Raw genomic sequence first — 20089 nt, forward strand, 5'->3', positions numbered from 1 at the left:
AATAAAAAGATGACCCCTATTCTCAATTCAGAGATCATCTTCTTTTTAATAGTCCCGTATGAAGGACACTTTTCTTTTTTACTCACTTACTAAATCCCGTTTTTTATAGCCGATGAAACCAATAACGATTATGAAGAGAGCCAATAATTTGATGAGGATGATGGCTCCCCATTTCCATTCTTCAATTGGAATTTTTGGAATATAGCTAAATACATCTAGGTTGGTTACGAATTCCGGAATCTCCATCATTTGCCCAAAATAACTGATAAAGAAAGTAAATAATAGATAAGCCCAAATGATCATCGTAAAGCGCGGCAACCAACCAATTAGGACAGACAAAATGCCGATAAAGAAGAAAATCGCAGGTATCCACACAATCCCAGCCTTAGTAATTTCCCAGAAACTTAACGGTGTTTCCATGACACTTCGTTGGGCCAAATAGAGCCCTAATATTGCAGAAAATTGTCCAACCACTCCTAGTATGGAAGCCATTATCACATGGTACCAGTAAAATTTTGTGCGACTTAATTTAGTGGCATAAAGCTGATCCCAGTGCCCTTTCTTTTCTTCGTTTACGAGCCTCATGAGACTTCCTACAATAAAAATCGTAGTCAATAGAGATAAAATCACGAAGAGAACGCTCATAAATTGTTCTTGTATGGTGTAATCTGAATTATGAAGGAACATTTGCTTCATGATTTCATTTTCACTTACAAAATAATCCATATCTCCAAAAATGGACCCATACATAGCTCCACATATAAAGAGAGCGAAGAGCCAGCCAATAATAAATATTTTTTGCAGCCGTAATACAAGGCCAGGAAGACTCAACAGACGTTCTTTTGCATGTGCATGCCCAGCGCGTTCTGGTAAATATCCAGCCCCCAGATCTCGAGCTTGTTCCAAAAGATAAGAAACTGCAATGAAAACGATACTGGTAACAAAAGCAATGACGATTGGAAGCCAGCTATCACTAACGTAAACATTTACTAGATAACTCCATCCCAGCGGGTTGAACCAAGAACCATCTGGTGCGTTCATATCTGTTGCCATTCGAAGGATATAAAAAAAGCCAAGAGTCAAGAAGCTCAGTCCTCTTGCACTTCCAGCTCCAGCAGCTAATTGGACAAATATGAGTGCAATCATTGCCCATAAGAACCCTTGCATACCTAATGAAGCGGAATATAACAAATTACTGGAAAAATCCATTCCAGGTACATCTTGGACTTGTAGTAAGCCTGTAGAAAGAGCGATTATGACCAAATGTAAAAGAAGCATTTCGATAACGACTGCTGTCGTGTTGGCCAGTCGACCAACTTGAAAGGAACGAATAAGCTCTGTTGTTCCATCATCCTCTTCTTTTCTTGTCCGACTGACTACATGCATAATCGATACAATGGCAAATACGAGTGCCGTAAAGAGGATCATTTCATGTGCGTACATTGCTCCCACTGTATACGTTTCGGCAGTAGCTGATGTTGGTCCAAGCATGGCAATCATTGCTGGATTCTTTAAGGTTTCATACATAGCCATCAATCCAGCAGGGTCTTTTCCATAGATTTCATACATTGCACTCGCAAAGCCGCCTGTGAAAAGACTTAAGGCCACTGCCCAAATGAGAAGCTTTAACCAATCTCTACGTAATGTATGAAGAAAGAGCATTCCAGTCATATTAAAGCAATTTTTCATTTTTCTCACCTACTTTCCAGTGTAATGACGCATAAACAATGCTTCAAGAGTCGGCGGTACACTCTCGAGCTTTGTTACATGGTAAGGCATGATTGCTTCTAGAATGGTCTCAATTTGATCAATATCGGCTTGGAAAACAGCTTCTTTGCCATTGATCACTAGGTCATGCACACCGCTCACCTGTTTTAATCCAATCGGTACGTCACGAGTCGTAACTTTGTATTGATATCGGGTTAAATGTCTTAATTCATCTAATGTTCCAGTTTCAATTACTTCTCCTTGACGAATAATCGCTACGCGGTCACATAAGCGTTCTACCTCGCTTAAGATGTGGCTGGAAAGAAGGATGGACTTTCCTTGATTTTTTAAATTTTCTACTTCCTCTTGAAAGACAGCTTCCATTAGAGGATCAAGACCGCTAGTTGGTTCATCAAAAATATAAAGTTCTGCATCACTAGCAAGTGCGGCAATAAGGGCAACTTTTTGACGGTTTCCTTTTGAATAAGTCCGTGCTTTTTTCTTAGGATCCAGGTGAAATTTTTGAATTAATTCATCGCGTCGTGCATCGTTTTTCGTTCCCTGCATGCGCATAAAAACATCAATAATTTCTCCGCCTGTTAAATTTGGCCAAAGGTTTACATCGCCAGGAACGTAGGCAAGTCGTTTATGGATTTCAATCGAATCTTTCCAGACATCCTTCCCGAAGATTTTGGCTGCTCCTCCGCTAGATTTTATAATGCCCAGCAGAATGCGGATGGTCGTCGACTTTCCGGCTCCATTTGGTCCTATAAAACCTAATACTTCACCTCTTTTTAATTCCATCGTTACATTTTTTAAGGCTTGTGTTGATTTATATTTTTTTTGTAGGCCCTTAATTTCTGCTATAACCATTCGTCTCATCTCCTATTCTGTGAAATTGAAGATTTTTACTAAAAAAATATTTATAGTTCATAATATACGCTCACTCCTATAGTAATTCAAACTATTTTTACTAAAACGTTTGAATTAGTTCAAAAAATCAAATACTATATATATGTAGAAAGTAATTGAAAAACGGAAAAAATGTGGTGAGAAGATGACGAAAAAAAATGGCTTTGATCTAAGACGTGAAAAGAAAATGAAAATTATTGAGGAAGCTACGCTTGAATTGCTGAATAAAAAGGACATTTCAAATATAACCATGGACGAGATTGCAAAAAGTGCGGGTGTTAGTAAAGTAACCTTATTTAATTATTACAATACAAAAGATAATTTAATAAATACCGCGATTCAGAATTCATTTGCCTCTATCCATAAAGAATACGAACGATTGATTGAAAGTGATTTATCTTTTGAGCAAACGTATATGGAACTCACGCAATATAAAATGAAAAAAATCCAAAGTACGACATCAGTGTTTTTTCATAATGTGATGCAGCAATTTGCAAGTGAACAGACTTTTTTTGATAAGGATACACAAGAAACAAGTGATCGATTAGTTTTAAGAATGTTTCAAAAAGGGCGTAAAGAAGGAAAAATTAATCCCGCATATTCTGATGAGGTTTTATTGATGTTTATGCATATTTTCACGGAGGGACTGAAGAGTCAAGCGATTAATAGTGATAACTTGATAAAATATAGCCCTCAAATCACTCAAATGTTTATGAATGGCTTGCGTTAAAGTAATCTCGACAAATCGAACAAATTATTCGATATATGTGTTAAAGATTTAGGACAAATTTAATACTTATTGCTGCTTGTTTAGCTAAAGGGTGCTTTAGTTCAATAAGACATGTAGATGAGATCTTCAGCAATCGGGCGCTTTAATGCATATGAATGATTTATAAGTGGAGGTTTATATGATGACTTTTTTTTGATTGGAAAATTGATATGGCAGATAATCTTAAGCCATATGTAGATATTGAAAATAAAAGAATGGCTATTTTGACAAATGAGGATGATGAGATTCATATGGCTTTAGAATTTGATGTGAATAATAACTTGGTTATGCACCCAAGATGGAATATTAATATTACTATCTTAGGGGATAAACACTTAAAGTTCACTACTAATTCATAGAATTTACAATAGATTAACCAAATAATGATATTTGATTATTCAAAGAAAAGGGCGCATTTCCAGAGTAGGGATTTGCGCTTTTTTACATGAAAGGGCCATTAAATGGAAGATAACAATTGCTTAACATAAGGCGATTTGAAATAATTGGTATATAGCCAAAGAGCGTTTTGGTATTAGATCAATCCTATTTATAATATTTTGTTAGATAAGAGGAGTGGAGGGAATGAAAGAAAATTTAAAATTTGCTTGGATAGCTTCGTGGTTTGCACTTGTGGGACAGCTAGTGTTTTTTATTGGAGTGTCGATTTTTACAGGAGAATGGCGTTATGTAATGTGGAGTTTTATGGTGAGTATGCTAGCTGGTGTTCCTAGTATGATTAATACTTGGCGAGCACAGAAAAAAGCGAACAACAATAAAATTGAACAAGTCCAAAAGAACTCTTAATATTCTTATTCGACAAAAGGGCGCGATTGTTGCAGAATGATTGGGCTTTTAAACGACTTTATTGTTATTTCCACGAGTTCTTATTCAGTAATTGTACAAAGAATTAAACATCTTTATTTTTTACACCGTCCACGTTTTCGGACGGTGTAATGCGTTTTTTCTGATTCAAAATTAAACATCTTTATTATCATTACACATGAATGATATATGGAAGTTTGTGAACAAATGAACTTAAACTAAAGGGCAGATTAGTTTAAGAAGCGAAACTTTCTGACTTTTCATCCGTATATAATGTCAGGGGGGGATTTTTATTCATACAATAATAAATAGAATATCAATTGCAGTGATTGTACTAGTTGTAGTTTTATTTTTGGTAGATAAATCTATTTTAGGAGTTAATTTTATAGGGGTTATTCCTTTAATTTGTTTATTCTTAGTCACTTCCTACATTGGTAAATTAGAGAAAAAAGCTGAAATTGATAAAAAAGTAAAAATAATAAGTTGGATTTGTTTTTTTGCAACTGCAATTATAGGTTTAGTGCTAATTCTTTCGTTTCCTGATTTTTTTAATACATATGGTTTCTAGATCAACAGGAAACGGCTTTTAGCTTATTCAACAAAATGGTGCGTTAGTGGAATAAGGAGATTTAAAATAATCAATCTTTTTTATAAATTAACAGTTCTAAAATAAAAGAAAGCAATCGTTTTGATCAATCTTTATTCAAAACGATTGCTTTTTACATTCAGTAAAATCAAGGATTTAAAGTGATTTATAATCAAACTTTATTTTAAAGCTACACTTTTTGAAATTAACCGAAGGTTGGCTAGTTTCGTGCGCTCATTTTCTTCGTAAACTGTCTGATTGTGTTCTTTTCGTTCTAATCAAATCTGTATAGTTAAATAAGTTAGGTAGTAATATAGAGAAAAACTGCGTATTTAAGAGATAAGTGTTTGTTTATTGAGGGAGGTTAGTGGAATAAAAAGTGAATTAATCCATTATTATGTTAACTGCATAAATCGTTAATTTGCAATTATTTTGTGGTAATGAAATTAAATATCAAATAAAGGAAATATCTTCTTGACAGTCGAATTTTAGTATAGAACCATAATTAACTATTCCGATGAGGAGGATTCTTGTGCGTCCACGACCATTATCTATTGAAAATCCAGAGCATGCTAGGTATGTTAGTCTTGTGCCAGATGGAGATATTGAAGAAATACTTAGTAAGCAACGAACTAAGACCATAACCCTCTTGAGCAGCATATCAGAGGAGTCAGCAAGGAAGGCGTACGCACCAGGGAAATGGACTTTAAAAGAAGTGATTGGGCATATGACCGACTCTGAACGTGTGATGTCGTATCGACTGCTTGCCATTGCACGAAATGAAAGTGCGCCACTCCCAGCAATGGATCAGGATCAATACGTTTCTGCAGCAAACTTCAACAAATTATCCTGGGAGCAGCTACTAGCTGGTTTAGACACGGTACGCTCCAACACGTTAAGTCTTATTTCAACCATTGATGATGCAGCATGGGATCGTAATGGAACTGTAATGAACAGCCCAGTTTCGGTAGGTACCCTTGCATATGGCATTGTCGGGCACGAGTTACACCATATGAAAGTGATTAGTGATAAATATTTATAAGTCTTTTTCTATTAATTAAAAAACCTAATTTCTCATTTAATGCTGAGAAATTAGGTTTTTTAATATTGAAACTTCCTTAAGGTTGTAAATCCGCATTTTCCTGACGCTACTGTACAGAGATAATAAAGTTGTTTAATTTACAATAAAGTCATTAAAAAATAATAATGTTGTTTAAAAATCCTTATGTCACTAACGGTGCAGGTTAGTTCAAGAGAGATTCAGGCTAAAATTACCTGATGTAATACATAAAAATAACAATTATTATTGATTAGAAAACAAAACAAAGTATAAAAATGGATGTGAAACACACATTATGGATTTGATTGATTTTGTTTTTTTAATAATAATGGCAGTTATTTATGTTGTAACATCTAAAGAAATGAAATTAGCAATATTTGATTATTTATTAATAATTTTACCTTTTTACTGTATTTATTATTTAATTGGTTTCTTGTTAAACATCCATAGAGATTTTCTTAACACTATCAGTATTATCGTGTGGTTATTAATGATAAATCGTTTCTTCAAGATTAGTTCAAAAATCAGAAAATATATAGTCAAAAGAAAAATGAGTAGACATTGGTGAACTAACAGGTGCTTTAGCTCAATAAGGGAGGATGCTGAAGCAACCTTTTTGTTATGCAAAAAAGGTCTTTTCCAAAGACCTTAAAGGAGTAATATCCGGTAGACAAATAATTGTTACAAGGGTGGGAGGATATTAAAAATATCTTATCAATTATCAGGAGGATTTATGGAGTGAAGAATTGGGTAATTCGAGTTTTAGTTATTATTGCAGGGTTACTTCTAGGGGCTGTTTTGAGAATTCTATTTCATTATCCTTATTAAACTAAAGGGTGCTTTAGTTGAACAAGAACTTGCTTATTAAGTAGATTCTTTGCTTCGCAGTACAATAATACTCTGCAATAGAAAATGCTCTTTCACAATTTTTACATGATTTTGAAACGAAAGCGAAGAAATACGACTAACTTTATAGAGGTGGTGATTTTTTTGAATAAATTCAGTTTAATTTTGTATTCAACACTTTTATCAATAGTGTTACTTGGTTGCCAACAGGAAAGTGGAATTGATAATCCCAAAAAACCTTATTCTTCTGAGGAGGCTATAGAGAATGGAGATGTAGTTGATCTTCATGGGGAAATTAGTAACTTAAATGAATTTGAGAATTTTATCGAAAATGTTAAGGATAGTGCCAAAGATCAAATTCGTCTCACAATGTACACCATTGAAGGAGACCCAATTTTCTATAATCTAAATTATGACGGTAATAAAATTCAATATACTTATGATAATTCACAAGACGGATATGCAGGTTCTGGAAAAGGAATAAAAAGTACGTCTTGTTCTAATATAGACTCGAGAAATACTGAAAATGGAGTTGAGTATACTTTAAGTGAGTGTTCTTCTGAAGTTGGAAATACCTTTAATTTTTTAGTTACGGAATAAATAAAGGTAGAGAAAATTCCGAATATTATATTCAACAATCGGGCGCGATTATTTAAAAAAATTTATTTTTAAATGACTAAATTGCTAGAGAATCCTTATTAAAAATTTCACAACTTTATTTTACCCCCATCTAAAACAGGACGGGGGTATATGCATGTTTGAAGTAATCTTGACATTTCCTTATTGCGGGTGGTGACAGCTTCGCTGGTAGTAGCCCATTTTATAGAACTTTAATAGGAGATACTACAATTTAAGTAGTGCCACTTTTATGTTTTTTAAAGTAAATTTTAATGACTTTATTATTTCTATTCACCTAAAGACACTAAATCCCATAATTAATGCATCTAATTTTTCTTAAGCCTTTTTTGTCTCATCATCTGTATCCTTAAAAAATTTCACAACCTTACCTGTAAACCCTATATCAAGAAAAGAAAGTCAAGAAACTTCCTTTCAATAGCCTTCTTCATAACATTTTTTAAGTGTTTTTTTACTTAAATAAAAATTGGGTAGTAAATTCATCTTTATTTGTATGATACCTAGTACATCGAAGTCTTGGTATTTACTTAACCTTAACCATCTCAATTCTTTCCATGTCTAAAGGTATGGTGGTTTTTGCCACTGGACAAGCCGTTTTCGGTTTGATGTATCAAATACTCCAATTTGTCTAAAATACGTCCAACTTTTCGCCCTTATTATATATTATATTGTCATTATCAACACAGATTATAAAAAAACAGAAAAGAAAGTCATTTATAGATTTAGTGTCCAACTCACAAAAATAACTAAAACTAGCTTGTATCGTTCACTTTTTGCAGTTTTTTCAAGGGAAGGTGCTAAAGTTTTTAATGTTGTACAAAAAAACGACTTATCATAAATGGTGCATGCTGTGGACCGGAAATCTCTATTGGATTCACTTGAAAGAACAATCGAGATTCTCAAAATGAAAAAAAGATATTCTCAGTATGAACTATACAATGACCGTAAACTGCTTGCTATGCTAATTGAAGAGCATGAGATGAATATTGTTTTTGAAGAGACGGCCTGGGAAAATGCAAAAAAAATGAACGAGGAATATAGTATTGTGGATTGGAGAAGTTTCGAGTTAGTAAAAGCGCAAGGCTTAGCAACCTATATTCATTTATATCAAGAAGATCTTAACCTTTATAAGCGACTCGTGGCCGAACATAGCGATCAAATTGCTTAATGAAAGGCGAAGTAAATTATTCAAAAGAAAACAGTGCACTTGAATAACGTAACCAGTTCAAAAAAACGGAGATCATTCCATCTAAGAACATTGTAACTCTAGTATATGCACTCCAGGCTAGATGTTGTTTTTGAAGATTATACCACTTCACAACAATAAATATTAACAAAACAGACAGTTATCACTTTAGGTGACTATGGTTTTTTTAGTTCTTAGATGGGTTTAAAATGAATATTCAGTTAAAGTCGCTTTCTTATTTTTGTACAATACTAGTGTAATAAAAAACAGCTTAAATGATCATTTAATCGATTATTCGAGACCCGCATGTTTTTCTTACAATTAATTCAGCAGGTAATAAAATATTATGATGATTATTTGTATCGTTATTTGTAATCTTGTCGATAAGTAATTCCATAGATTTTTGGCCAATTTCATACCGTGGAATCCTTATTGTTGTAAGTTGAACAGAGCGCATACTAGAAATAAACAAATCATCAAAACCAACGACTGCTAATTCTTCTGGTACCATTATCCCTAAATCACCAGCTGCATCCAGTACCCCTAAGGCACCTAGATCACTAATATTAATGATAGCAGTAGGTCGGTTGTTTGAATTTTTTAACAATTCCTTTGTGAGGTCATAACTTTGCTGGTACTTCGCTTGACCAGATGCAAGCCAATCTTCCTTTGTTGGAAGGTTAGCATCTTTCATTGCTTTTAGAAATCCCTTAATTCGCAGGTTATTAATTGACGATTTAGTAACGCCTGTCATAAAAGCGATTTTTTTATGACCCAAGTTAATAAGGTGATTAGTGGCATCTATAGCCGCTTGTATATTATCTGCAACAACTGTGTCCATATTTATACCATCTAATAACCGGTGGGCAAGGACTATAGGGTATTTATCTTTTATTAAGTTCTCCATTAATGAACGATGATGATCTAATACTGTTGTATTAATAATTCCGTCAACTTTTCCTTCTCTTAACTGCATAACAGCTTTTATGAACCGGTCGTCTTGATCGTTTGTGTTGACAATATTTAATGTATAACCTGATTGATAGGCAACTTGTTCACAAGCTTTTGCAATATCCGGATAAAAAGGATTCGTAATATCGGATACTACTAAACTGATTACCTTACTATTTTTTACACGTAGCCCTCTTGCTACTGCATTGGGAACATAGTTCAATTCTTTTATAGCTTCTTCAACTCTTTTTTTCTTTTCTGGACTTACGAACCGTGTATTATTTAACACATAAGAAACTGTGGCAACAGATACATTTGCTCTTTTAGCAATGTCTTTTATTGTACTCATGCTAAAACTCCTTTATAAAAATCATTTCTCTATAAAAACGCTTACCAATTTTGATTGAATTAAAGCCCGTCATTGAAGAATTAATTTTATCCCTTTTAAAGAATGATTAATAGCCAAAATTTAATCAATTATACCATATCAACTATTACCTAAGGAATGTGAAGGTCTTGAATATAAATGCGTGTTTTTTATCCCGCATTAAAGGCCATTAAAACTCCCACTCAATGAAGTTTCACTTTATAAGATAGCTAGAGTAGACAACTTTTTTATTCAACTATATAATAAAATTGTCAGAAATAGAAAGCGTTCGCTATTTACTTTCGGTAAATCTAATCGATTAGATGAGCTGTTTTAGTGTTCAATACATAATTAGTATTGGAGTGTAAACTCTCTCGTTCTACTATTACTTTTGGCTAAATTCTAAGGTATTACAATAGAAAGGAAGGTAATGATATTGAGTTTTTTGGAGACAGCATGTAAAGCGGCTAAACAGGCAGGGAAGATGATACTTTCTGAGGTAAATAAGGATTTGGTTACTGAGAAAAAAAGCTCCAGCTTTGATGTAGTGACAGAGATTGACAAGCAGTCGGAGCGAATGATTCGCTCATGTATTTTGGAATCGTATCCTGATCATTCTTTTCTTGGGGAAGAAGAGACCTTTGCATCCGCACAATCGATTGATCAAATACTGGAATCCGCCCAAGACATTCCCTATCTGTGGATTGTCGATCCGATTGATGGGACAGCAAATTTTATCAATGGCATTCCCGGATTTACTGTTTCAATTGCACTGGTCTCTCAAGGAGAACTAGTGCTCGGCGTTATATATGATCCTTGCCGAGATGAATTGTTTTGGGCAGAACGAGGGAGTGGAGCGTATTGCAACGGCAATCCGATTTCAATCTCAACCGTAGAGCGAGCTGTTGATAGTGTTATAGCTACCGGCTTTGTTTCCACAACTGAATTTCGTGAAATTAACATCGCCAGCATGGAACATATTGGGAAAGAATTCAGAACGATACGTGTATTAGGATCAGCTGCCCTACATTTGGCATACGTCGCTAGTGGTAAACTTGGCGCCTTTTGGGAGTATGGTTTAAGTGTTTGGGACATTGCAGCAGGCGTATTACTAGTCAAGGAAGCTGGGGGAATGGTAACGAATACTGAAGGAGAGACGTACCAGCTCTCTAATCAAAATATCGTAGCCAGCAATTTGAAAGTACATCCAACAGTTTTGAATTGTTTAAGTCATCATTCGCTGAAATCGATAGGATAGCAGCAAGCAAAGCCTGATAGAAAATGAAGAGTAGTTCCGATAATGTGGAGATAATCTAAAATCGCAGGTATTTTTTTCCGAAAACAGTAGAAATAGCATGATAACTAGCAGTTATTTTAGCTCATAAAAATGCTTGGAGAAATCTCCAAGCATTTTTTCATAGTGCTTAATTTTTTCCTTCAAATAAAGTACCCTTTAGACAAACAAGTTTTGCTATTGCTAAAAGTTAAAGTCTTTTGTAAATCCAGATGTAATAGACACTTTTTTCTTATAATCTATAAATAGAAATAAATTCAAAAACACTAACGATATTAACATTGTAAGAGGGATTACCCACAAGTAATCACCATTTAAAATCAATCCAATGAAAAAAATTAACAGAACCATTATAGGTGATAGAATATAAAAAACTTTTGTATTATAAAGCCAACCAAATGGAAAGAAATGTGCGCTCGTTATGATGGCAAAGAACACAAGCACTTCATTTGGGTTAGAAATAAATGCCCAAAAGATTAAAGGAAAATAAACTAACTGTGCCAAGTTCAAAATTAAACCTAAATTACCTAGTGGATTGCTCTTAGCTTTCCAATCAACTTTCATTATTTTTGAAATAATAACTGCTAACGGAAACATTAGTCCAGTTGCGTACAAAGTAATTATATTCTTCGTATTGATTTCAAATGATTGTAAGAATAGGATGGTTATGATACCCCATATAATTACACCTGATAACAAAAAAGAGGTACCATTTTTTCCTTTTACAGATAACTCATTTTTCATAGTCAATAAATCCATATTTTTTACCTCCTTTATTTATAAATAATATAATTTAGAAGTTACAATAATTATTAAAATTTCAACTGTAAATATTTTACTAATCCACATTATATAAGTAGAACCATTCATAATCTATATTAACATAAATTTTCCATTTCACTTCAAAAAAATAGTATTCTAGCATCCATATTCTTAGAGTAACAACAGCTATTGTTACTCTGTTATTTACAATGAGATATTTAACTGTCTACTTGGTAGTTTTTTGCGTTATTGTAACCGTCATTTTTACGACGACGGCAAAAAATTTAAAATAATACACCGAATAAATTGATGATTCTAAATAGTTGAGCTATATTTGCATAGTACATATTTTTAAGGGAGGATTTAAAAATGGCTAATTTCACGTGGCAAGGCAATCCAGTAACACAAATAGGAACAGACCTAAGGGTTGGAGATACTGCTCCTAAATTCACAGTACTAGCGAATGACTTATCACCTGTTACACTCACTGACTCAAAAGGAAAAGTTCGTTTAATTTCTGTTATACCTTCTATTGATACTCCTGTTTGTGATGCACAAACACGTCGTTTTAACGAAGAAGCTTCTAAATTAGGTAATGTACAGGTTCTTACGATTAGCGCTGATTTACCGTTTGCACAGGGAAATTGGTGTGCAGCAAATGGTATTGATAATGTACAAACATTATCAGATCATCGTGATCTTTCATTCGGAGAAGCATATGGTGTTGCTATCCAAGAACTCCGCTTATTAGGGCGAGCCATTTTTGTTGTTGATACAAACGACAAAGTAACATATGTTGAGTATGTTAATGAATCAACAGACCATCCAAATTACGAAGCGGCATTAGATGCTGCTAGAGCAGTATTATAAACAAATAGAGTAATTGTAGATCATATGTTGAAAAGGTTTAAAGGATCGTACATATTAGTCAAGCTAATATGTATGATCCTTTATTTGTATTTTCTGCTTCTAAATGGGATGATCTCGGAATTAAACTTTCGATCCACAGTAGTGAGCTGAAATTACTGCGACTCCACTTTAGACAACAAGGGAACTATTAAAGGGACATCCCGAAGCTTTAGCTATCACGGAAGCAACAAAATGACCGAATTTTATTAGTTATGTTATTATCCCCAAATCAATAGCACTACATTATGAAGCTAATTATGATGAAATTTGTTATTAATTATCAAGAAGTACCGTTTTTTACAATCATATATAGGGAGATTCTATTAATATAAATGTAAATCAAATGTATTCTACACAAAAGATATTTCATTGATTTGAAAAGCTAATTTTCAAATTTGAATTATATCTTTATCTAAAGTTGAAGAAAGGGTCCGCTATTGTTAATTAGAAATTAACAAATAGTAACATGTTTAGTGTTGGGAAATTATTTTTAGGTATACGTAAATATATTGGAAAATTACTTGTATTTACCGTGGTATAAAATGGAGGCTGATAAAACATCAACTAGATTCAAATCAAATGATTACGAAAAAATTGAAACACTCCAGAGAAAAGAGATTTGCGAACTAGTATTCTTTGTTTCAGATTGACCTATTACTAAAATATAGAAACAACTTTGTAATTTCTTCAGATTCAAGTTCCAATTCCATAATTGAGCAAGCCGAGAATATTCAATACATGTTGATTGCCTAAGTTTACCTTTTAATAAGAACAGGATATTAAAGATTCTTATACTGAGCATTTTATTGATTTTATAGTTTATTTATATATTTTAAAAACGATTGGAGATTCTATTATGAAAAGAGTATTAACATTAACGGTATCAATGATTGGTGCATTCTCTCTTTTTGTTGGTATGGCCAGCGCCCATGTTACTGTACAGCCGAAGGAAACTTCACAAGGAAAATATGAAGTGTTTACGGTCCGAGTTCCATCTGAAAACGAAGTGGTTCCAACAACAAAAATAGAGGTTAAATTTCCAGAAGATGTAGATATTACACGATTTGAGCCAAAACCAGGTTGGGTATATGAAGTTCAAAAAGATGATGCTGGCAAAATTACGAGTGTTACTTGGATAACGGAAGGGGAAGGCTTATCACCAACTGATTTCGGACAGTTTAACATGCAAGGAAAAGTAGCCGATGATGCGACCGAAATTGTTTGGAAAGCATATCAAACTTATAAAGATGGAAGTGTAGTAGAATGGGTTGGGGCACCAGATGCTGAAAAGCCTGCCTCTGTGACAGTAGTAAATCCAGCTGATGGATCTGCCCATGATCATGGACACGGAGAAGTTACAACTGATTCTACTCCCAATGACCAAGGTGGCATGAAAGAACATGCAACTAATGAAGAAACAAAATCAAGTTCGAGTAATGCCCCACTAATTCTATCTATAGTAGCTTTAATTGCAGGTTTGTTATCAGTGGGTATTTCTCTCAAAAAAAAAGCTAAATAATACGCATTAGGCAAGAGAATCGATTCTCTTGCCTTTTTGGTGTACGAAAATATTTGATATTTTCCCATATTCTTTACATTTCATATTTAATATCTTTTCAAAGTTTTCTTGTAGTTCTTCTAATTAATTTAAAATCTGCAGGCAGATCAAACAAATCTCATAAATAGGTTTTTCAACTTGTCAGGTAAGTTCAATAAATTTCAATTAAAAATGATATGTCTTAAAACTAATATTATTTTTGGAAATATTTTCTTATAAACAAATCTTAGGATATATAAATGTGATTTATAGCCATACTAATATAGATTAAAATTTCGTTAGGAGGTTATTTTATGGGAAGATCAAACAATCAAAAATCATCTAGCAGAAAAAAATCATTACCTCAAACTCCCAAAAACTTAAAAATAGAACCGGAGCATGTGAATGAAGAGTTTTCTCGTGAGATAGGTGAAAGTGTGAAAATAAGAGCTACGAGACCTAAATAAAACGTAATGACGGACTGGAGACATTCTGCTTTAGATTTTAGTAAAACAGATAGGCTGTGAAATCGATCTTGAGTTGATAAAATTCTAATAAAAAATTCTCTCCATAAAGTAGGAGAGAATTTTTTATTAGAATTTATTGTATTATATTTGTTGATCTAGCTAAAAACCAATAGCCGATCCAAGTCTGTTTTTTGTGAGAAAGATTGCAAAGATGGATGTTACAGCAATGCTATCGCCTCGATATTCGTACAAATGCGAAATGTGTATTTTTATTGTAAGCGAGATTTTTTACAGGACTTCCCAACGAGAAAGCCAATGCAAGGCGATAGCTCGTCTTTTGAAATGGGATGATAGTGAGGTAAAAGAGTACAAAGGGAAGGTTTAGTACCTTAATTATTTGAAGAAACAACCAAAAATTGTATACTTATTATCTTCCCTATTAGAGGATCAGTAACATAATGCGATAACGAAAAATTGAAGTCTTTCCTTAGAGGAGACTCTACTAACTGATATGCTTAAAAAATGGGATTCAAATATCAAAACGTTCATTGTTGGGGAGCAGCAAAGGAGGATGTTCCCTTATTTAAAAGAATAATTCGATGAAATTTTTTAGAGTTACATATTCACTCACAATAAATGTGAGAGGAGGAGGTGTAAACCTCCGTCCCTCATTTTCTAGCTATTTATTAGTTTATTTTCGATTAAATTCAGCACCCCTGATATCACCTTGTCGTACTGTTCCATGAAATTCAGGCTCCTTTAATTTACTCGGCTCATCAAGAATTTCACCTGATGGACCAATTTGATGATTGGTTGAATGCGATTGATTTACCCCGTTGCCAATATCATTGTTTTCTTCGATAAGGACCAAAATTTCCCCAGCTTTTACATTAACCGAATAATCAGCTGCATCTCGATCAGTTAAACCTAAAGTGACAAGTTGCTCTGTTAGCGAATCATCTTCATCTTCTCCTATAAAGAAATTCTTTACTTTTGCCATCCATGATTTGCCTCGATGCTCGTCCGCTACAACATTCACATCTGTTGTCAGATTGTTAGTGACAAAGTTCAATTGATCTTCTTTATCTGCCACAACCAGAATTTCGTTTCCAGCATACCCTTTTGACTTCAGTTCATTAATTGCCTTTACTACTTCTTCATCCGAATTTAAAATCCCATATACTTTTCTTCTCATTTTTATCCTCCTCCAATCTACTGTTTATACTGTGAATACCCACCACTAAGTTTATAAAACCAGAAAAATCAAAAAATGTAACATGATGATGCGTATTAGTCGAAAAGAAAATGGTGAAAGCACACTGATGAGTAAGCCGAATAAGGTGAATGGATCAATGTTGATTATGTATAAAATTCTGTTAAACTTTGCTCAATTTATCTAACTATTAGGGCAAGTAATTGAGGACGGAATCCCGAAAAGACTTTATCTTAAAAGGAATATTTATATATGTCACGAATTTATAAATAAACATTATAGTGGTGTGGTGAATTTATGATGCTTGTTGAGGCAGATTTAACTAATATTAAGTTATTTGACCGCTCATTAAGAATAATTAATTTTGCAGAACTAGAAGCTAAAAAAACAAACAAAATTGTCTATCCAATTCATTTGTTAATAGGCACATCACTTGAGAGGACGGGTGTTTGTGCAGAACTGTTTATTAATTATCCATATCTTTTGATGTTTTAATTGAACGAGCAAAAAATATGAATTTTGATTTTGATGAACAAGGTATTCTATTTCATCCTATTAGCATGAATATTTCTCTAACAACTAAACAGGTATTGGAGAATGCATATAGGCGGATGAAACGATTCAATCAGGTTTATATAAATGAAGGAATATTAATAAAAGCTCTTTTGGATTTAAAAGATCCTGCGACAAATTCAATTATAGAGGGATTGGATGTTTCAAAGATTCTTGACATCATATCTTCCCAGAGGGATATGATTGATTCATTGAAAAATTATACCTTTCCTGAAATTGCTCCCAGTGAAGTCATTTATAGAAAAGCAGAACAGGATGATGCAGCAGCATTAGAACTTTTTGTGAAAAAGGAATTTGGAAATAGATGGTAGCAGCTATTGAAAATGGATTTCAAGAAGAAGATATTCCAATTTATGTTGCTGACGAAAATGGAATGATTGTTGGGTTCGCTTGCTTTGATGTTGTCCGAAGAAAAAAAGGATTATTTGGTCCAATGGGTACATCCATATCAAAGCGAATTCATGGAATAGGTTATTCTTTGCTTCACTATTGTTTAAGTGAGATGAAAGAAAAAGGCTATGAGTATTCAGTTATAGGAGAAACTGGACCTCTTGAATTTTACGAATAAGCCTGTAATGCAATTGTTATTCCTAAATCTTTAGGTAATTTTTAAATGGAATCACTAAAAGCTCGACGTTATTTTGTTAACAGTAAAATGGTACCTGCTAATTGAAAGGGGGCCTTGCTTTATTTATTGGATTAGGAGTGATGGTATAAAATGAGTTATTTAATGGGAATAGATTTGGGTACATCCAGTGTAAAAACGGTCATAATCGATATCGATGGAAATATGAAAAGTTCTGCTCAAGCGTTCTATGATATAAATATTCCAAATAAAGGATATGCGGAACAAGATCCAAAAAGATGGTGGAAGTCCACTGTACAGTCGATCAAGGAGGCATTAAACAATGCTCATATTCAATCGCAAGAGTTAAAAGGGATAGGATTTTCTGGTCAAATGCATGGTATGGTGCTTATCGATAAACAGTTACAAGTAATTCGTCCAGCTATTATATGGTCAGATCAAAGAACACAGCGGGAGGTACACTCGATCTATGAGTTGTTAGGGAAAAATTATGTAGGGGAAATCACTTTAAATCCATTATCTACGGGATTCCAAACTCCTTCCTTGCTATGGGTTAAGCAAAACGAACCAGAGACATATGAAAGAATTTATAAAGTACTGCTGCCAAAAGACTATATTCGACTAATGTTGACGGGGGAAATAGGGACGGATGTGACAGATGCATCTGCAACACTAGCGTTTGATACGAGAAATTTAGTTTGGTCGGACAAATTAATTTCGACTATAGGGTTGAATCGTGATTTCTATCCAAATGTAAACAATCCGTTTGATATTGCTGGAGAAATAACAGAAAAAGCTTCCAAAGAGACGGGGTTATACAGAGGTACGCCTGTCGTGTATGGAGGAGGAGATCAGCCAATGCAATCGGTGGGAAACGGCATTGTAGAAGCAGGTCAAGTTTCTTTAACAATTGGCACCGGTGGACAAGTTTTTTCAGTGATCTCTGAACCTAAATATGATAAACAAATGAGAACCCATACTTTCTGTAATGCAGTCCCGGGAACTTGGAATATTATGGGGGCGAGTTTAGCTGCTGGATTATCTTTAAGCTGGTTGAATGAAAAAATCCTATCGAATATGCCTTATCATGAAATTAATGAGTTAGCGAAAAGTGTCAAACCTGGAAGTGAAGGATTGTTATTTTTGCCATATTTGACAGGGGAACGAACTCCTCATATGGATTCTTCTGCGCGGGGAACATTCATTGGCTTAGTATTAAATCATTCTCGGGCCAATCTTATCCGCGCAGTGATGGAAGGAGTAGTATTTGCTTTAAAAGATTCAGTAGAAATCATCAAAAGTCTCGATACAAAAATGGATACCTTTATTGCTTCTGGTGGTGGGGCACGAAGTGATGTTTGGTTGCAAATACAAGCTAATATATTAAATCAAGAAATTTACAAAGTAAGTCAAGAAGAACAAGCATGTGTAGGTGCAGCAATCATGGCAGGAGTTGGTGTTCAAGCTTATCCATCAATTAAAGAAGCGTGTCAAGCAATTATCCAAATTAGTGATGAACCTGTCGTTCCACATCCAGAAGATGCTCGTAAGTACAACGACATGTATCAATATTACAAAATGGCTTACCAACAGAATAAGGAGCTATTTCATCACCTTTCGGATTTTAGTTAAGTATTTATCACCAAGCAAGTAAAAAATATATTAATAGAATGCTAGTATCCACATAATAATAACGTAACAATAGGATCTTTAAAATAATTGTCGAATGATAGGGTTAATATAAAGGTCGATTACAATTCCACCTATTTAAGTATAACGATGAGAACAGTCAGTACTAAGGAATAATCATCGATTATTTTAGAATTCTTTCAATCAACTTAGCCAAAAAATAAAATTTAAAACTGAACCTGCTGGGAATAGAGGCATACGATGATGTAGTATATGGAAAAGCCGCTTAGCTTGACATGATAGAATCTCCGCTTCATTGAATCTATAAGCAAAAGGGAGTCATGAATGTGAGAAAAGACTTCTCTGGAAAATAAAGCTAAAATAAAAAAATCCTACTATTACTTGTAGGAATTTTTTTATTTTGGCTAGTGAATTGTTTATAGATAGCAGTAAAAATCACATCATGAAGTTGTTATTTGGTTGAACAAACGGAAAGTAAAACTTACTTGAAAATCCTAAACAGGTAGTGTAGGTACTATAGAAAAAATGTATATTTGAGACTTATATAGACTCTTGATTCAACATAGAGATAAATTGAATCGCTGCGGGTGAAAGATGTGAACCGCGATGATAAACGTACCTAATTCCCCTATGAAATTTTACCCCTTCAATAGGGACAGCTATTAATAATCCTGTTTCGATCCCCAGTTTAATTGCAAAGCTGGAGACAATTGATACTCCGAGTCCTTGTATAACCCCTTGTTTAATTGCTTCGAGGCTACTAATCTCCAAATGTTTTTGAGAACGGAAGCTGGCTCTTGAGGAAATTGATATGGTGTATGTTCATGTTAAGGCACCTGATGTGAAAGGTCACGATAATGACCCGTTTGAGAAAGCTAAAGCAATAGAAATGTTCGATCAAATGGTTGGCTTATTGCTAAGCAGCTACCTGAAAATGTGTATATGGCTTTAGCAGCTGATCATTCTACACCATGTGAAATAGGAGAGCATACAGGTGAACCCGTGCCTGTCGTCATTTCTGGTCCTAGTATTCGAAGAGATAGAATCTTGCAATACAATGAATTGGATTGTGCCCATGGGGGGTTAGGGCATTTAACTGGAAATGAATTTGTGAGAACACTACATAGGTTAATGGGATACGTAAAAAAACAAGGTAATTAGACGATAATTGCATTCAGTTCAAAGGTTGTTAAAATTACATCAGTTGGGTGAGCTAATCCGCTCCTTCAAAAGGAGAATGTACTAAAATCTAGTAA

General features: G+C 34.0%; 20 protein-coding genes and 1 pseudogene. 15 read left to right on the forward strand and 6 right to left on the reverse strand.

Going from position 1 to position 20089, the window contains the following annotated elements; all coding sequences use genetic code 11:
* Nucleotides 1-78 precede the first annotated feature (78 nt).
* Nucleotides 79-1689: an ABC transporter permease gene (locus HNP81_RS18585; protein ID WP_182503611.1), complete on the reverse strand. Its 1611-nt coding sequence runs from the start codon at nt 1687-1689 to the stop codon at nt 79-81.
* 9 nt (nt 1690-1698) lie between these two features.
* The gene (locus tag HNP81_RS18590) at nt 1699-2580 is read right to left on the reverse strand and encodes an ABC transporter ATP-binding protein (RefSeq protein ID WP_200868663.1); all 882 of its coding nucleotides are present in this window, start codon (nt 2578-2580) and stop codon (nt 1699-1701) included.
* 184 nt (nt 2581-2764) lie between these two features.
* Between HNP81_RS18590 and HNP81_RS18595 the strand changes: the two genes are divergently transcribed.
* The 6 genes from HNP81_RS18595 to HNP81_RS18620 all read left to right on the forward strand — a co-directional run bounded on the left by HNP81_RS18595 (nt 2765) and on the right by HNP81_RS18620 (nt 8506).
* Complete coding sequence (locus HNP81_RS18595) at nt 2765-3349, forward strand: TetR/AcrR family transcriptional regulator (protein WP_028391013.1); 585 nt, start codon at nt 2765-2767, stop codon at nt 3347-3349.
* A gap of 209 nt (nt 3350-3558) precedes the next feature.
* Nucleotides 3559-3747, forward strand: a complete 189-nt coding sequence (locus tag HNP81_RS18600; protein WP_182503612.1) for a hypothetical protein — start codon at nt 3559-3561, stop codon at nt 3745-3747.
* Between the two features lie 223 nt (nt 3748-3970).
* Nucleotides 3971-4192: a hypothetical protein gene (locus tag HNP81_RS18605; RefSeq protein WP_182503613.1), complete on the forward strand. Its 222-nt coding sequence runs from the start codon at nt 3971-3973 to the stop codon at nt 4190-4192.
* Nucleotides 4193-5328: 1136 nt separating this feature from the next.
* Nucleotides 5329-5838 carry a DinB family protein gene (locus HNP81_RS18610; protein WP_182503614.1) on the forward strand — a complete coding sequence of 170 codons (510 nt, stop codon included), beginning with the start codon at nt 5329-5331 and terminating at the stop codon, nt 5836-5838.
* Between the two features lie 1008 nt (nt 5839-6846).
* A complete protein-coding gene (locus tag HNP81_RS18615; RefSeq protein ID WP_182503615.1) occupies nt 6847-7302 on the forward strand; it encodes a DUF4362 domain-containing protein in 456 nt (151 codons plus the stop codon).
* Nucleotides 7303-8188: 886 nt separating this feature from the next.
* The gene (locus HNP81_RS18620; RefSeq protein WP_182503616.1) at nt 8189-8506 is read left to right on the forward strand and encodes a hypothetical protein; all 318 of its coding nucleotides are present in this window, start codon (nt 8189-8191) and stop codon (nt 8504-8506) included.
* 301 nt (nt 8507-8807) lie between these two features.
* Here the strand turns inward: HNP81_RS18620 and HNP81_RS18625 are convergent, their stop codons facing one another.
* Nucleotides 8808-9824, reverse strand: a complete 1017-nt coding sequence (locus HNP81_RS18625; RefSeq protein ID WP_182503617.1) for a LacI family DNA-binding transcriptional regulator — start codon at nt 9822-9824, stop codon at nt 8808-8810.
* A 454-nt stretch (nt 9825-10278) separates the two neighbouring features.
* On the opposite strand from HNP81_RS18625, the gene HNP81_RS18630 reads away from it, so the two are divergent.
* Nucleotides 10279-11100, forward strand: coding sequence for an inositol monophosphatase family protein (locus tag HNP81_RS18630; protein WP_028391020.1), 822 nt, complete (start codon nt 10279-10281; stop codon nt 11098-11100).
* A gap of 219 nt (nt 11101-11319) precedes the next feature.
* Here HNP81_RS18630 and HNP81_RS18635 read toward each other — a convergent pair whose 3' ends face one another.
* A complete protein-coding gene (locus tag HNP81_RS18635; RefSeq protein ID WP_028391021.1) occupies nt 11320-11895 on the reverse strand; it encodes a DUF7010 family protein in 576 nt (191 codons plus the stop codon).
* Between the two features lie 372 nt (nt 11896-12267).
* Here HNP81_RS18635 and tpx point away from each other — a divergent pair, with 372 nt between their 5' ends.
* From tpx to HNP81_RS18650, 3 genes are all read left to right on the forward strand, one after another.
* On the forward strand, nt 12268-12768 hold the full coding sequence (gene tpx / locus HNP81_RS18640) for a thiol peroxidase (protein WP_182503618.1): 501 nt from the start codon (nt 12268-12270) through the stop codon (nt 12766-12768).
* An 895-nt stretch (nt 12769-13663) separates the two neighbouring features.
* Complete coding sequence (locus tag HNP81_RS18645; RefSeq protein WP_182503619.1) at nt 13664-14326, forward strand: YcnI family copper-binding membrane protein; 663 nt, start codon at nt 13664-13666, stop codon at nt 14324-14326.
* A 332-nt stretch (nt 14327-14658) separates the two neighbouring features.
* Complete coding sequence (locus tag HNP81_RS18650; protein WP_152534710.1) at nt 14659-14811, forward strand: YfhD family protein; 153 nt, start codon at nt 14659-14661, stop codon at nt 14809-14811.
* 691 nt (nt 14812-15502) lie between these two features.
* Here the strand turns inward: HNP81_RS18650 and HNP81_RS18655 are convergent.
* Nucleotides 15503-16006, reverse strand: coding sequence for a YflT domain-containing protein (locus HNP81_RS18655; RefSeq protein ID WP_182503620.1), 504 nt, complete (start codon nt 16004-16006; stop codon nt 15503-15505).
* A 315-nt stretch (nt 16007-16321) separates the two neighbouring features.
* On the opposite strand from HNP81_RS18655, the gene HNP81_RS18660 reads away from it, so the two are divergent.
* The 4 genes from HNP81_RS18660 to xylB all read left to right on the forward strand — a co-directional run bounded on the left by HNP81_RS18660 (nt 16322) and on the right by xylB (nt 18815).
* Nucleotides 16322-16519 (forward strand): hypothetical protein, encoded by a 198-nt coding sequence (locus tag HNP81_RS18660; protein ID WP_182503621.1) that lies wholly within the window; start codon nt 16322-16324, stop codon nt 16517-16519.
* 17 nt (nt 16520-16536) lie between these two features.
* A complete protein-coding gene (locus HNP81_RS18665; RefSeq protein ID WP_182503622.1) occupies nt 16537-16908 on the forward strand; it encodes a hypothetical protein in 372 nt (123 codons plus the stop codon).
* A complete protein-coding gene (locus HNP81_RS18670; protein WP_182503623.1) occupies nt 16902-17165 on the forward strand; it encodes a GNAT family N-acetyltransferase in 264 nt (87 codons plus the stop codon). Before HNP81_RS18665 ends, HNP81_RS18670 begins: the two co-directional genes overlap by 7 nt.
* Before the next feature lie 150 nt (nt 17166-17315).
* The gene (gene xylB, locus HNP81_RS18675; protein WP_182503624.1) at nt 17316-18815 is read left to right on the forward strand and encodes a xylulokinase; all 1500 of its coding nucleotides are present in this window, start codon (nt 17316-17318) and stop codon (nt 18813-18815) included.
* A 558-nt stretch (nt 18816-19373) separates the two neighbouring features.
* On the opposite strand, the gene HNP81_RS18680 is transcribed toward xylB, so the two are convergent.
* Nucleotides 19374-19604 (reverse strand): LysR substrate-binding domain-containing protein, encoded by a 231-nt coding sequence (locus tag HNP81_RS18680; protein ID WP_220478643.1) that lies wholly within the window; start codon nt 19602-19604, stop codon nt 19374-19376.
* Between the two features lie 40 nt (nt 19605-19644).
* Between HNP81_RS18680 and HNP81_RS24760 the strand changes: the two are divergent.
* Nucleotides 19645-19994, forward strand: a pseudogene (locus HNP81_RS24760) (hypothetical protein).
* The last annotated feature ends 95 nt before the right edge of the window (nt 19995-20089 follow it).

Origin of the sequence: Peribacillus huizhouensis (assembly GCF_014138605.1) — a bacterium.
GTDB classification, from domain to species: Bacteria; Bacillota; Bacilli; order Bacillales; family DSM-1321; genus Peribacillus; species Peribacillus huizhouensis.

Coding starts and splice junctions, on each gene's coding strand:
- HNP81_RS18650 (WP_152534710.1), top strand. CDS start 14,659: ATGGGAAGATCAAACAATCAAAAATCATCTAGCAGAAAAAAATCATTA.
- HNP81_RS18645 (WP_182503619.1), top strand. CDS start 13,664: ATGAAAAGAGTATTAACATTAACGGTATCAATGATTGGTGCATTCTCT.
- tpx (WP_182503618.1), top strand. CDS start 12,268: ATGGCTAATTTCACGTGGCAAGGCAATCCAGTAACACAAATAGGAACA.
- HNP81_RS18665 (WP_182503622.1), top strand. CDS start 16,537: ATGAATTTTGATTTTGATGAACAAGGTATTCTATTTCATCCTATTAGC.
- HNP81_RS18670 (WP_182503623.1), top strand. CDS start 16,902: ATGGTAGCAGCTATTGAAAATGGATTTCAAGAAGAAGATATTCCAATT.
- HNP81_RS18600 (WP_182503612.1), top strand. CDS start 3,559: ATGGCAGATAATCTTAAGCCATATGTAGATATTGAAAATAAAAGAATG.
- HNP81_RS18595 (WP_028391013.1), top strand. CDS start 2,765: ATGACGAAAAAAAATGGCTTTGATCTAAGACGTGAAAAGAAAATGAAA.
- HNP81_RS18625 (WP_182503617.1), bottom strand. CDS start 9,824: ATGAGTACAATAAAAGACATTGCTAAAAGAGCAAATGTATCTGTTGCC.
- HNP81_RS18660 (WP_182503621.1), top strand. CDS start 16,322: ATGATGCTTGTTGAGGCAGATTTAACTAATATTAAGTTATTTGACCGC.
- HNP81_RS18585 (WP_182503611.1), bottom strand. CDS start 1,689: ATGAAAAATTGCTTTAATATGACTGGAATGCTCTTTCTTCATACATTA.
- HNP81_RS18590 (WP_200868663.1), bottom strand. CDS start 2,580: ATGGTTATAGCAGAAATTAAGGGCCTACAAAAAAAATATAAATCAACA.
- HNP81_RS18605 (WP_182503613.1), top strand. CDS start 3,971: ATGAAAGAAAATTTAAAATTTGCTTGGATAGCTTCGTGGTTTGCACTT.
- HNP81_RS18635 (WP_028391021.1), bottom strand. CDS start 11,895: ATGGATTTATTGACTATGAAAAATGAGTTATCTGTAAAAGGAAAAAAT.
- HNP81_RS18655 (WP_182503620.1), bottom strand. CDS start 16,006: ATGAGAAGAAAAGTATATGGGATTTTAAATTCGGATGAAGAAGTAGTA.
- xylB (WP_182503624.1), top strand. CDS start 17,316: ATGAGTTATTTAATGGGAATAGATTTGGGTACATCCAGTGTAAAAACG.